Annotated in this window: 11 protein-coding genes; 4 read left to right on the top strand and 7 right to left on the bottom strand. The window is 43.6% G+C overall.

Translation table 11 applies throughout. The features are described 5' to 3' along the window. Positions 1 to 84: 84 nt before the first annotated feature. The 5 genes from ACN0QW_RS12035 to ggt all read right to left on the bottom strand — a co-directional run bounded on the left by ACN0QW_RS12035 (position 85) and on the right by ggt (position 7,822). Positions 85 to 3,405 (bottom strand): two-component regulator propeller domain-containing protein, encoded by a 3,321-nt coding sequence (locus ACN0QW_RS12035; protein ID WP_417431802.1) that lies wholly within the window; start codon positions 3,403 to 3,405, stop codon positions 85 to 87. 495 nt (positions 3,406 to 3,900) lie between these two features. Further along, a complete protein-coding gene (locus ACN0QW_RS12030; RefSeq protein WP_417431800.1) occupies positions 3,901 to 4,587 on the bottom strand; it encodes a substrate-binding periplasmic protein in 687 nt (228 codons plus the stop codon). A gap of 379 nt (positions 4,588 to 4,966) precedes the next feature. Then, the gene (locus ACN0QW_RS12025) at positions 4,967 to 5,392 is read right to left on the bottom strand and encodes a DUF6691 family protein (RefSeq protein WP_417431798.1); all 426 of its coding nucleotides are present in this window, start codon (positions 5,390 to 5,392) and stop codon (positions 4,967 to 4,969) included. A gap of 29 nt (positions 5,393 to 5,421) precedes the next feature. Continuing rightward, positions 5,422 to 5,847: a YeeE/YedE family protein gene (locus ACN0QW_RS12020; RefSeq protein WP_417431796.1), complete on the bottom strand. Its 426-nt coding sequence runs from the start codon at positions 5,845 to 5,847 to the stop codon at positions 5,422 to 5,424. A gap of 220 nt (positions 5,848 to 6,067) precedes the next feature. Next, positions 6,068 to 7,822 carry a gamma-glutamyltransferase gene (gene ggt / locus ACN0QW_RS12015; RefSeq protein ID WP_417431794.1) on the bottom strand — a complete coding sequence of 585 codons (1,755 nt, stop codon included), beginning with the start codon at positions 7,820 to 7,822 and terminating at the stop codon, positions 6,068 to 6,070. Positions 7,823 to 8,238: 416 nt separating this feature from the next. Here ggt and ACN0QW_RS12010 point away from each other — a divergent pair, with 416 nt between their 5' ends. Beyond that, positions 8,239 to 9,177, top strand: coding sequence for a LysR family transcriptional regulator (locus ACN0QW_RS12010; protein ID WP_417431792.1), 939 nt, complete (start codon positions 8,239 to 8,241; stop codon positions 9,175 to 9,177). Positions 9,178 to 9,284: 107 nt separating this feature from the next. Here ACN0QW_RS12010 and ACN0QW_RS12005 read toward each other — a convergent pair whose 3' ends face one another. Next, positions 9,285 to 9,578 carry a hypothetical protein gene (locus ACN0QW_RS12005; protein WP_417431790.1) on the bottom strand — a complete coding sequence of 98 codons (294 nt, stop codon included), beginning with the start codon at positions 9,576 to 9,578 and terminating at the stop codon, positions 9,285 to 9,287. A 120-nt stretch (positions 9,579 to 9,698) separates the two neighbouring features. On the opposite strand from ACN0QW_RS12005, the gene ACN0QW_RS12000 reads away from it, so the two are divergent. Next, on the top strand, positions 9,699 to 10,562 hold the full coding sequence (locus ACN0QW_RS12000) for a LysR substrate-binding domain-containing protein (protein WP_417431788.1): 864 nt from the start codon (positions 9,699 to 9,701) through the stop codon (positions 10,560 to 10,562). On the opposite strand, the gene ACN0QW_RS11995 is transcribed toward ACN0QW_RS12000, so the two are convergent. Beyond that, positions 10,559 to 11,506 (bottom strand): DMT family transporter, encoded by a 948-nt coding sequence (locus ACN0QW_RS11995; protein WP_417431786.1) that lies wholly within the window; start codon positions 11,504 to 11,506, stop codon positions 10,559 to 10,561. The two genes, ACN0QW_RS12000 and ACN0QW_RS11995, sit on opposite strands and share 4 nt — an antisense overlap. 306 nt (positions 11,507 to 11,812) lie before the next feature. Between ACN0QW_RS11995 and ACN0QW_RS11990 the strand changes: the two genes are divergently transcribed. Both ACN0QW_RS11990 and ACN0QW_RS11985 read left to right on the top strand, forming a co-directional pair. After that, on the top strand, positions 11,813 to 12,250 hold the full coding sequence (locus ACN0QW_RS11990; RefSeq protein WP_299371297.1) for a universal stress protein: 438 nt from the start codon (positions 11,813 to 11,815) through the stop codon (positions 12,248 to 12,250). A gap of 11 nt (positions 12,251 to 12,261) precedes the next feature. After that, positions 12,262 to 13,833 (top strand): alanine/glycine:cation symporter family protein, encoded by a 1,572-nt coding sequence (locus ACN0QW_RS11985; RefSeq protein WP_417431784.1) that lies wholly within the window; start codon positions 12,262 to 12,264, stop codon positions 13,831 to 13,833. Positions 13,834 to 14,049 lie beyond the last annotated feature (216 nt).

Here is a 14,049-nt window from a genome sequence, read left to right as displayed (position 1 = left end):
AAATTCGTGAATTGAATTTGACCTGACAGATACCACCACAAAACGGCTAACTGTCAGATCAAGTCGCGACTACTACAAATAAACCTAAACGAATTTCTTCTTTAACTTTGTCAAAGACCCACTTTTTGCGGCATCTTTAGGCGAAACAGATCGGTTTTTAGGAAAAACGACTGTTGCAACTGTGCCTTCACCAAGATTACTTTCAAGCGAGAACTTAGCTTGGTGAAGGCTACATAAATCATTCACGATCGATAACCCTAGACCAATACCATCATTGACACGGCTAAAGCTTGATTCTGCTTGTCCAAATCTTTTTAAGACTTCAGAAATTTTATCCTTTTCAATGCCAATCCCATTATCTTGAACTTTAATTATAATTTCTTTTTCAGCTGCACCACTAATTTCAACCTGGACTATTCCACCGTCATTGTTAAATTTTATCGCATTTGAAACCAGATTAGATAAAATCTGCCTGATCCGTATTTCATCGGCATAAAGCAATGGTACCTCTGGCGAAATTCGGGAAACCATGTTCAGCTTTTTTTTATTTGCAGCAAAAGAAAGCATTGAAAAAACATCATCAAGAACATTACTTAAGCGAATAGTATCTTCATATAGAATGGTATCTTTTGCCTGTATTTGAGACACGTCTAAAACTGTATTTATCAAGGCTAATAAATGGGAACCTGAATTATGAATATCCTCAACATATCCACGGTACCTAGTATCCCCCAACGATCCAAAAACTTCTGACTGCATCATCTGAGAGAACCCAATAATTGCATTTAATGGTGTTCTCAATTCATGGCTCATGTTGGCAAGAAATGCGCTTTTTGATCTATCCGCAATTTCAGCACTTTCTTTTGCAGCCACCAACTCTTTCGTACGTTCGGTAACTCTGTCCTCTAAAAATCGATTAAAATTTGCCAACTCTTCTGTCTTTTGCTCGATAAGATTTTCCAACTCCTTTTCCCGCTTTAAATTGCGGGAACACCTTATCCAATGACAAGCATAGCCGCCCCCTGCGACGAGAAGAAAAAAACACGTCTTTGCAACCCAGGTATCCCACCAAGGCGGAGAGATTATTACAGACAGAGAAGTACCTTCATTATTCCAAACACCATCATTATTTGCAGCTTTAACCTTAAATACATACTCACCATGAGGCACGTTTGTATAATTTGCTTTTCTATAGTTACTATCTGCCCAGTGCCAATGGTTATCAAAACCTTCCAACATGTATTTAAATTGATTTTTTTCTGGGACGCTAAAATCCAAAGCCGTAAAAGAAAAAGCAATATCCCGCTGCTCATGAGACAGATAAATCTCTTTCACCAAGCTTATTTCCTCGGAAAGAGGCCCGTCATCCGATATAGAAATCGGCTTTTGGAGAATCTCTAGATCTGTGATTTCGACTTTTGGCACCCTTGTATTTTTATAAGAGTATTCTGGATTAAAGACGTTTAATCCTTTGGTACCACCGAAATACAGGTCACCCGTTTTTGATTTCAAATGGCTAAAACGATTAAACTCCCAACCCTGTAGTCCATCAGAAACGCCAAAATTATCAATTTGTCTCGTTTTGGGATCAAACTTGCTCAGGCCTTTTCTTGTACCAAGCCATAGCATCCCCTGATTATCGACCTCTATACCGGATATAAAACTATCTGGCAGTCCCTCTTTAACACCGAAAACCTCTTTATTATTGGTCTCATGATCATAGAGAATTAGCCCTTCCGAAGTTGCAAACCAAAACATTTCATCATCAGTTTCCATTACGTCGTAAATATCGTTTTGCGTGTTTAAAACAATGGAATTGACTTGCATATTGTTAGGGTCAAGCACCTCCAAGCCATCATGACCACCGAACCACAATCGTCCTTTTTTGTCTTCGTGCTGAAAATTTATGTGTTTGTTTTTCAATCTGAAGGGCGCGGTTTTATTGTCCAGGCTATAATCAGTAAATGCTTCGATAACGGGATCGAATCTCTGTAGCCCTTTGTCCCAAACACTAAGCCACAAAATACCCATATCATCTATACGGATATCAAAAATATTGTTTCCAGCAAGCCCCCCTTTTCTCAATCCGCTGCTTTTATAATGTGTAAACATTTCACGAACTGGATCATATTTGTTAACCCCTCCGCCCCATGTTCCAAACCACAAAGTACCATCATCACTTTCGGCAATGCTAATGACCGAATTACTGCTCAGGCTATTGCGATTATTCGGATCATGCTCCATATGCCGGAACAGGGTCGTTTCCGGGTCAAAGACACTAATCCCTCCGCCATCTGTTGCAATCCAGATCTTTCCGCTTTTATCTTCGTGTAGATCAAGCAAATTATTAAAATTCAGTCCTTTTTCCGGCGATGAAGAATTGGCTTCATAAATACGAAACTTAAGATCATGAATGCTAAAGCGGCACACACCACTGTTGAAAACACTTAACCACAAAGCACCATTCATATCTTCTTTGATATCGAAAATGGCACCACGAGGAACCAAGTTACGTCCTGAACCTGCCTGATAATGAACAAAGCTATCAGTCTCAGCGATATATTTGTTAACCCCGTGCTTATCAGTCCCAACCCAGATATTACCCATGGTATCTTCGAATACGGTCCAGACATCATTTGTTGCAATTGAACTACTATCCAATTCTGAATGCTGATAATGAGTCCATTCTTTACTTTTAGGATTAAAGACAACCACACCTTCGGCTGTTGAAATCCACAAATTTCCATTAAAATCTCTTGTAATATCACGAATAGAATTAGTAAAAATTGTCGAAATATAGTCACTTAGAATAAAGCGCGTTATTTTTCCCGTATCTATTTCCAGATGCCCTAATCCAAGATCAGTCGCCAACCATAAATCATTATTTTGGCCATTAATAATACGGTGGATTGTGTTACTCACCAAAGAGTTGTCAATCATTGGGTCATTAGTAAAAACCTGAATTAATTCACCAGTTTCAGGATCGATGCGCCGCAAACCAAATCCGACACCACCAATCCAGAGTTGCCCCTTTAAATCTTGATGGATTGTATAAATAAAATTTTGGCTGGAAACATCGAAATTTTGGAAATTTCCTTTGTTATGATTATATCGACTTAATTTATTCCCCCCGACCCACACACGTCCATCGCGGTCAGTCATCGTACTTCGAGAGTTCGTCCCCGCAAGGCTCAAGCTATCTTTGGCATCATGAACAAAAGATGTAAAATCATAACCATCATAGCGACTTAAACCATTCGAACTGGCTATCCATAAATATCCATCGCCATCGAATGTGTGTTCAGTCACCAAACTAGAAGATAAGCCATCATCAACAGAAAAACATCGAATATTCGCTTGGTTTGCTGAAGAGTGGTCCGCAAGAGAAGCATCACTTCCCGCCATTAAGACAACGTTAATAAACCCCAAAAAATAAACTACTTGGTACCAACACATATAAATTCGTCTTTATTTTTATGACCCCGTAAGACAAAAACACTTGCGGACTTCTAACTTAAAAGTCTCATTATATTTTTTATTTTCGCCTATTAAGTGCATACTGAACAGAGGAAGTAAGTAAAACGTTAATTTCAGAAAACTGTCATGACTTTATTGCTCTAATCACGACAACCATGATTTCAAAAACAACACTTAATGCTCCCCTAACAACTCGATTTTTTTCTATTCTCACATGACTTTTTTAAATAAAGCCACTCATACTCAGCATAAGAAGCATGAACAGAAGATCTTTTTCACCAATTATTATCGTAACTTACGGTTTTAATCGGTAAGCATATTTTGTTTTCGGAGGATTTTGTTTGAGGTCGTACAAAATACATAGAGTCAATTAAGAAAAGCTATTATATAAAGTTTGTTTGCTCAGCCCAAACAATCATCTTTTTAAGACGTTGCGCCTTTATATTTTCGCAAGATGGCTTCTATCACACCTTTGTTGTGCAAGTTCTTCACACCGGTCACAATTTTCTGCAGGATCTCTGGCGACATATTTTGTGATTTATGTGACACTTGAATCCAAGCAGAACTATAGCTCAGAAAAAAAGCTTCCCCCAGAATATCCGGTGTCTTTCCCTGTTGCATCAGGTGGTAATTAATCGATATTTCAGGACCAGCGACCAAACTGACCCGATCAGCTAAGAGCTGATTAACAGCAGAGGAAAACCCCCGAGCATGTATTTTTTTTAATCTCTGGTCATTATCAAACTTGTCATAATACCCTGTTCCGGCCGGGACAGAAATTGTATGTCCCAAAAGATCACTATACCACAACAGATCAATACCTGCCTTTCCGACAACAACATTCCGCAGGGTGTATATCCGGGCTTTGGAAGATGCGATTTCCTCGCCCTTTGTTGATCGAAAAAAGATTGCAAGATCACTCTCGCCCGTTTTCAATTCGTGAAACATTCGTTTGTAGGGAACGACTTTTTTCTCGAAAACCAGCCCGGTTTCGTGTTCTATTTCAGTTAAAATCTCAGGGATAATACCAACGATTTGTCCATCGGCATTGCGCCCACCAAAAGGGGGCAAGTCAAAAACGCTTACCTGTAACGGGGCTGCACCACACACCTCGCTCCACAACAAAAGCAAGACGCTACATATAAAAGGACAATATGACTTAAAGTTTAAAGCGTTAATTTGATGTTTCTTTCATGAATATACAAACCAATCCAAACCACACTTTGGTGCTATTATCGGTTTTAATACTTCATAATTTATTAACTGGACAAAAACTGCCGTTTACAGAAAATTATCTGAGCCAAAATTACACGAATAACCGAGGGATGTTTAATAAAACACCAACAAAAACAACCCTTAACACACCTCAAAAATACAAGTAAATTCTTGCGTTTGTGCCTTAAAGAATAAGAATGCGAGGTCCATTCCAATAGCTAGAAACCGACAACCAAAAAGTGATAATTATTATATGTTGCGCAATTTATAACGGCTACTTACCAACAATGAACCGATTAATCCCCTTAAACATCACCACCCCCGCCACCATAGACAGTAAAAACAGATAGATTTCTGTTGAACCGATCAAAAGTCCGGTAATAGCAGGTCCCGGGCAAAGTCCAGAGATACCCCAACCCACGCCGAACAGGGCGGCTCCAAGAACAAGTCGCGCATCAATCTTGATTTTTTCCGGTAGCTTAAAATCCGTAGAGAACAAGGGGTCTTTTCTGGAAAATACCAGCCTGTAACCAATTCCTGTCGTCAAAAGCGCGCTGCCCATAACAATAATAAGGCTTGGATCCCAATTTCCAGCGACATCCAAAAATGCCAATATCTTGGCCGGATGAATCATCTGCGACACCACGAGCCCAAGGCCAAAAACCAACCCGGCGATCAAAGCGAAAAAACTTTGTTTCATAACTCTCTCCATAATCAACAAGTTAACAATCAGGTGCCCAAAACATGGCGGATTACGAATAAAGTCACAGCCGCCGTCACCATAAAAATCAATGTGGCCGCGATCGAACGGACGGATAAACGAGAAATTCCGCAAACCCCATGGCCGCTGGTACAGCCACTCCCCAATTGGGTCCCAACACCAACCAACAGACCGCCAATAATCACCAGCGGCGTGGAAATAGAAAAAGTTACCTTAGGGATTTGCCCCATGAACAAACCATATAAAAGCGGTGAAAGGATCAGACCAGCTAGAAAAGCGATCCGCCATGACATATCCCCCCACTTTGTGGAAAAACACCCACCTAATATACCGCTAATCCCCGCAACACGACCATTGAACAGCATCAAAATAATGGCTGCAACACCAATCAGAATACCACCGATCAATGCCGATATAGGTGTAAAGTTTTCCATAACACTCCCCTGATTGGACAGGTATCAAATTTGGGTTAATCAAGATATTTCCCCTGAACTGTTTGAACAACGCCCCCTGCATCCCAGAAAACGACATCCCAGAGAAATACTCATATGGTTTATGCAAAAAAATAGGTTCTGACTACTAGATATTACTCTACCAAGTGCGACAGAACCTAATCAATGATATTGATCAAACCAGTATAATAACTGGTCAGTATCAGTCCCCGAGAACGGTGCCTTCGCGACGGGTGTCTGCCCCACCGACAAGTTCGCCATCAAGGATCTGGATTACGTGAAGACCAGAATTCAGATCACGCACGTTAACCTCGTGCCCCATGGCTTCCAGCGCGGGGACCATCGCAACAGCATCTGTGCCCTCTTCCACGTCTGTAGCCCCATTACGATTGACGATATGTGGCTGGCTGATGGCAACCTGTGGGTCCATGCCAAAGTCCAGAATACCAATGACGGATTGGGCCACATAGTTGATAATCCGTGATCCACCGGGTGATCCGATAGCCAGAACAGGCTTGCCATCTTTTAGAACAATGGTTGGCGCCATGGATGATCTTGGGCGTTTGCCCCCTTCAACACGGTTGGCAATCGGCTTGCCATCTTTTTCTGGAGCACGAGAGAAATCGGTCAACTCGTTGTTTAAAAGAAAACCGTTGCTCATCACACGAGATCCAAAACCAGTTTCAATGGTTGTGGTCATGGAAATAACATTACCGTCGGCATCAACAATGGAAAAGTGACTGGTCCCCGGACGCTCCAGTTGCGTATCCGGTGCATAAATACTTGCTTCTTTCCACGGCGGCGTCCCGGCATCTGCCTTGCCCATTGTTTTTGCCGGATCGATCAAAGCAGCACGTTCTTTCAGATAGCTCTGATCCAATAACCCTTCGGGCATCTTCACAAAATCACTGTCTGCCATATAAAGACCACGGTCAGCATAGGCCAATTTAGCTGCTTCCAGATACAGGTGAGTGCTTTCAGTACCTGGTCCCATGGCCGGAATGTCATAGTTAGAAAGAATGGATAAAATTTGTCCAACGGTCAGCGCACCGGATGACGGTGGTCCCATGCCGCATACTTCATACTCACGATATGGCGCACAGGCTGGTTTACGCTCAACAACGCTATAAGCCTTCATATCTTCCAAGGTAAGAATGCCGCCATTTTCTTCCGTCTTCACGGCCTCGACAATGTCTTTGGCAATCTGACCTTCATAGAAAGCTTTCGAACCTTCTTTCTGGATCATCGCAAGCGCAGCCGCAAATTTAGGGTTACGTAATAATGTCCCTTCTTTTAAGGGGTCACCATTTTTATCAAAGAAATAAGCCCGTGTATGGGGCATGGCTTCCAGCTTGCGTTTGCCAACAGCGTTAGCAATAGAATTAGCCATGCGGTGCGAAATCTGGAACCCGCCCTGTGCCAGCGCACGGGTTGGTTCAATCAATTCAGCCCAGTCCTGATTACCATAACGCTGGTGTACCGTTTCAATCAGTTTAAGCGTGCCCGGCACCCCAACAGAACGGCCGCCAACAACCGCATCAAACCAACCCACAGGTTGACCATCTGTTCCCAACCAATAGTCTGGCGTTGCGGCCATTGGTGCTTTTTCACGTCCGTCAAAGGTCGTCAGGCTTTTTGCTTTGGCATCCCAATAAACCATAAAGGCACCGCCCCCGATGCCAGAGCTTTGTGGCTCGACAAGGTTAAGCATCAACTGCACAGCTACTGCCGCATCCGCAGCGGACCCACCGCGTTCCAACACCTCATAACCGGCTTGTGTTGCAATCGGATTGGCCGATGCCACCATGAATTTTTGAGATTTCACGGACTGTTTTTCGACAACGGCGTGGGTCGCCTCGGGTTGCACAGCTTCTTGAGCGACTGAGGCTCCAATAACGCTATAGAGAGGTAAGGTAGTGGCAAATGCCAGCGCGACCTTTTTCGGACTAATCGACATAAATTTCTTCCCTGTGATTATATTTATTTTCTGTAACAAACAGGTCTTGTGCATAACGCCCTGATACTGCCCAAAATATTATCCCGAATGTTATCCAAGATATTATAAAGCCGATATCATAGCTTTAATTTATAGACTTTGGGGTCAGCAACAAGTTTACGAAAACAGATCACCAACAAATAACCTTGCCAATAAGTTCTGTTTTTATAATAGATAACGGCTACAGCTTTGCACTATGCCCGACAATCTTATAAATTAATTTTATAACTTTATAGGTTGTTTTAATAGCATAGCGCCCTTTGATTTCCTTTGGCAATGTCGCCAATAATTTTGTCACAGGCAAATTTTTATATCATCAAAAGCCCAACACACCTTGAAAAATCAAACAAGATAATCGGCGAAGACAGTAAACAAAGATGCAAAACCTAAAAGAAAGCAAACTCGCACACCTAAAATCTCTAGAGGCTTTTGCCGCCGTAATGGAAGGGGGAAGCATTACCAAAGCCGCCGAAAAACTAGGAGTAACGCAGCCTTCTGTCAGTCAGCACATACAACGACTGGAAAGCGCTTTTGAAACCGAGCTTTTCATACGCCAGAACGGACGCATCTTTCCCACTGAACGAGCAAAAATCCTGTTGGATGACGTAGAAAGCCTGCTGGCGGGGATTGATAAAACCTTTCGCAAATGGCGAAGAGGACAAACCAAACAGCTAAGCCATTTACGCATCTGCGCGTCCTTTTCCAACTGTTCATTAGTGTTGCCGCATCTTTTGACCCGCTTATCCGGGCAAAATACAATGCATTTTCAGGTTACCTCGGCCTCGATGGAAGAGTCCGTTTCAGCCCTCGTTGAAAACCGAGCCGATGTTGCGTTTCATACCAAACCACTGGATCATGGATCGATTGAAAACCAACGCTTTCTTTCCGCTCGGCAAGTCTGTGTCATGCCAAAGACGCATCCACTGTCTGTCCATAACGCTCTCAGCCCCGTTGATCTGGACACACAAAGAATGATCTCGGTCCCCAAAACGGACCCTTGCTATCCAGAGCATCAGGAAATCATGCGTCGTTATAACCTTGTGGTACAAAACCTTTTGGAAACACCCTATTCCACCCTTGCCATGCAGATGGCCGAAGAATTTGATGCACTCTATATTGGGAACGTCCTGATTGCAGAGCTGTTCTGTCAAAAAAATCAAAACCTTTGCTGGCGTGAAATTAAAGAATTCGACCAAAAGACTAACTTCTATTTCGCTGTCTCTCCCTGGTTACAAAATTCAGAGACCGAACGCGCCTTAAAAAAATCGATAGCAGATGCTTTTTCAGAACTGAACAGTCGTCTCCACCTTTGGTAAAAGCCATCCAGAAAAGATCGATATCCAGTTTCCTTTCCAAACCTTGGAAATCAAACACTGTCCTGACCAGAACAGACTATGGACGTATTTTATAAAGACAGAGCGATTTATACTGTCCAACGCGGATTATGACCATGTGATGGATGCATGAACCTGTATTCGCCGTCACCTGCCAAGCTTGGTAATTCTCTGGGGTCATAGCCAAGTTCGCCAACTAACTGAACACGAGATACCCCAATATCCTTCAACCACTTCTCGTCACAGCTCAAGAGTTTATAAATTTCTCGTTTTCGCGCATTTTCCTTTCGCTTAGCAAGGAACCAAGACCGAAAACGTGATCCCCATAAACTCCCCAGTGGCACGCATTGAGACCTAAAAGTATTTTCAAGTTTATGTACCATCGAACCTATTCCTTATATCAATTATTACTGAATATAAGACTGCGATAGACATTTTTGAAATTCATAGTTAATATGATAGGCATTTAAAATTATTATAACTATATTTCTGAGATATGCGCTATGCCTCCTCACCTTGAAAGCGATTTACTCCGTACCTTTATTGCGATTGCGGAAACAAAAAACTTCACCCGAGCATCAGAAATTGTCAGCAGAACACAGTCTGCCGTTAGCATTCAGATGAAAAAACTGGAAGAAATCGTCAACGGGAAATTATTTGATCGTGGGCCACGGGGCGTTACCCTCACTCCTTCTGGGGAACACCTAGTTAAAGATGCTAAACGCATACTGTCGTTATTGGATCAGGCCGCGGCATCATTACAAACAGATCCTCTGAAGGGCACCGTCAGAATTGGAATCCCAGAAGAATATGGCGGTACATTTCTCCCCTCTGTTCTCTCTCGATTTGCAAAAACACATCCCCAAGCAGAAGTAACCGTGCGCTGCGCACAATCAGAAGCACTTAATAAGGGGATGGAAAAGGGGGAACTTGACCTTATTATTCTTCACGAAGAAGCCACCAAAACTGGCGGTGAAATTCTTTTGAACAATCCGATAGTTTGGATTACATCAGATACATATTGCCAACACGAATGTACTCCCATGCCTGTGGCTGTGTACGATAGTGAATGTTGGTGGCGTGAATGGGCATTGGCCTGTCTGGATCAGCAAAATAAAGATTATAAGATCACCTATGTCAGCAGCAGTACATTTGGCTTACAAGCTGCGGTATCATCAGGCATTGCAGTCGGAATTGTCGCCGAAGGCCAAATACCGCCTGACTGCCGAGAATTAACCGCAGAAGAAGGTTTTCCAAGACTTCAGAGCACAAATATTGTCCTCCGGCAAAACACACAACGCGAATGCAATACTAAAGCAGGAATGGCTCAGGCGATACGCGATGCCTTTCAAGCCTCTAGAGCTTAGGGTCTACCCCCCCCTAATTTCGCAACTTTTGCCCACATGGTTTTTATAGACATGATTTTTGTGGGCATGTTAATTGCCGCCACACCAACAACAGCGGCCAGAATTCCAATGGCCACAATAAAAGAAATTTCTTCCCCCAGAAAAACCACTCCGAGCATAACCCCGAAACCAGCACGTAAATATGCCTGACTGGCAACACCTAAAGAACCCAAGGTTTTGATCAACCGAAAATAAATCAGAAGCGCAACGCCGGTACAAAAAATAGACAGGATGGCTAACGATCCAATAGCTTCGACAGAAGGTGTCAAAGACCATGGCTTATCGACAATCAGGCTGGCAGGTACCAAAACAACCGTCGCCCAAAGCATTGTCCCCGTGGCAATGACCGAGGAACTAAGATGGGTAAAGCGTTTTCCATAAATTGCGGCACAGCCATAAAGAAAGGCGCCCCCAACGGCACAAATTTGCCCAAGAACTTCTTGCCCCAAACCGTCTAAGGCATCAACCCCAACGATAGACAGAACGCCAAACAGCCCAAGGGTTGCCCCAAAAAGCTTTAACCCCGTTATCTTTTCATGACGGGTAAACAGTAAAGTGATAAAAAAGACAAAGATAGGAGAGGTCGAATTTAACACACTGGCAAGAGCACTATCCACATACTGCTGTCCCCACGCCAAGATTGTCCATGCTGCGATAGAGCTAAGAAATGATTGAACAAACAACATGCGCCAGCTTCGTCCGTCCCTTGGCAATTTCTCCTGTTTCAAAACAAGTAAAATAACCAAAAAAATAGCTGCACCCCCGACACGACCAGCCACCAGTGTAAAGGGCGGAATCTCCGTCACAGCGACCTTCGCGAATAAATAAGATGATCCCCATAATAATGCCAAGAGGCAAAGAAACCCCAGTTCGATAAAGAGAACAGGTTGCTTTTGTTTTACCACGATAATCGACCTCTATTTTCAAAAATTAAATAACGTCACTCGATCCGAACCATTTAATTATAGCTGGCTTTTTCACAAAATGGTTCGATTAAGAACGAAGTATTAAAATAGGCGTTTTGACATTACTCGCTAACAGTCGATTGTAAAACTATCGCATTTTTTTCACCTTTAGGTTATGGTTACCAAATTGTTACCAAAAAAAGGTAACAAGTGATCTTAAGATCCAAAAACAAAAACATTAAACAGGGGGGCTTCGCAGAATAGTAAAAGCCCCAAATAGAACAGTAAAAACCAGAGGGGAATCAAATGTCCGCTACATTAATTGTAGGACTTGATGGCACAGAGTCCGGTAACCGTGCCCTCGCCTATGCTAAAAAGCTCGCCAATCTTATTGGTGGCTGTGAATTACTTGTGGTCTATGTGATTGAATGGTCACCTTATACATTCCAAACCGCCGAAGAAAATTCCCAACGGCATAAACGCCGCGAAGAAGAAATATCAATGGCGATGGAACGCGTTATCGATCCTGCTGTTACATCCTTAAAAGCTGACGGCATTAACGCACGGGGCATTGTGCGTCATGGTGACGTTGCTGAACTTATCGATGCTGTCGCCGTCGAAGAAAAGGCTGAACAAATTATTGTCGCTCGTTCATCAGAAGGTGGCTTTGTTAAACGTGTCTTTGGCACAGCAACGGCCAACCTTGTTATGCACGCCAGCGTTCCCGTAACAGTAGTCGGATAAGGAGAGCACTTATGAATAAAATTTTTAAAATTCTCATGCCTGTGTTCGCCCTTATGAGCACAACAACGACCGCCTTTGCACAAGAAGGTGGGGGATTAGATGCTGCGATCAACACAGGCTTTGCCGCAGCAACTGGATGGTTTGTTAACTTCATCTTTGCCCCGTTCCCCGGAACAAGCTTTCCGTGGATTGTGATGTGGCTTGTTATTGCGGCATCCGTTTTCAGTCTCTATTTTATCTTTGTCCAATTCAGACTTTTTGGTCATGCGATTTCGCTTGTCAAAGGGGATTATTCCGATCCCAATGACGCGGGGGAAGTCAGTCACTTTCAGGCCTTGGCAACAGCCCTGTCCGGGACCGTCGGCCTTGGTAATATCGCGGGCGTTGCAGTCGCAGTCGGTATTGGCGGCCCTGGCGCAACCTTCTGGATGATCCTTGCCGGACTTTTGGGCATGGCCTCAAAATTCACCGAGTGTACACTTGGGGTGAAATACAGAAACGAGTACGAAGACGGCACCGTATCTGGTGGCCCCATGTACTATATTTCAAAGGGCTTTACCGAACGCGGTCTTCCCGGCGGCAAGTTTCTGGCTATTCTCTTTTCCGTGTTCTGTATCCTCGGTGCACTGGGCGGCGGGAATATGTTCCAGGCTAATCAGGCACATGCACAAATTGCAGGCATTGTCGGCGATTATCCAGGCTGGATTACAGGCATTATTTTTGCCGGTGTGGTCTTTGCTGTTATCGTTGGCGGTATCAAATCCATCGCGAACGTAACCGAAAAAGTTGTCCCCTTTATGGGCGTGCTCTACGTCGGTGCAGCCTTGGTTATTCTTATTATGAACGCAGACCAGATCGGTTGGGCTTTTGGCCAGATCTTTGAAGGCGCTTTCACAGGTCTTGGTGTCGCTGGCGGCTTTGTCGGTGCTTTGATTCAGGGCTTTAAACGGGCGGCTTTCTCAAACGAAGCTGGTGTAGGTTCTGCCGCGATTGCGCACTCTGCCGTGCGGACAAAAGAACCGGTAACAGAGGGTGTCGTTTCTTTGCTGGAACCTTTCATTGATACAGTTGTTATCTGTACAATGACGGCGCTTGTGATCATCATTACAGGCCAGCTCACCGTAAATCCAGAAACAGGCAACTATATTGTCGAAGGTGGCAAAATCGTCACAGCGACAGGCGTTTCCGGTGTTGCACTGACCTCTGCTGCGTTTGAATCAGCCTTTAGCTGGTTCCCGTATGTCCTTGCTCTTGCGGTTATTCTCTTTGCCTTCTCAACCATGCTTTCCTGGTCATACTACGGCTTGAAAGCCTGGACCTATATGTTTGGTGAAAGCAAAGGCGCAGAGCTGACCTTTAAGATTATTTTCTGTATCTTTATCATTATCGGGGCCGCAGCAAGTCTTGGTCCGGTTATCGATTTCTCTGATGCAGCAATCTTTGCAATGGCGGTGGTTAACATCACGGGGCTTTACTTCTTGATGCCAATCGTGAAGCGGGAACTCAACAGCTATATGGCCCGCCTCAAAAGCGGAGAGATAAAGAAATTCTCTGATCAAGCTGGAAAAAGTGCAGCTGAATAAGCGGACAAGAACTGCTAAATAATAACAGGTACTGTTATACCTGAACCTATAAAACGGGCGACATATAAGTCGCCCGTTTTCGTTTAACATCCACGTTTGATCAATACGGATAAAGCCCCACAATCCAAAAGATATTCTTCAAATGACAGCAGAGCTAACTATTTTCCGACACCAATATAAAAAGCTATACACCTCGCCATCTTTGCACTACGGAGA

The organism is Kiloniella sp. (assembly GCF_048259265.1).
Lineage (GTDB): Bacteria > Pseudomonadota > Alphaproteobacteria > Kiloniellales > Kiloniellaceae > Kiloniella.
The sequence above is the reverse complement of the archived record's forward strand: the minus strand, read 5'-3'. Positions and strand labels throughout refer to the sequence as shown.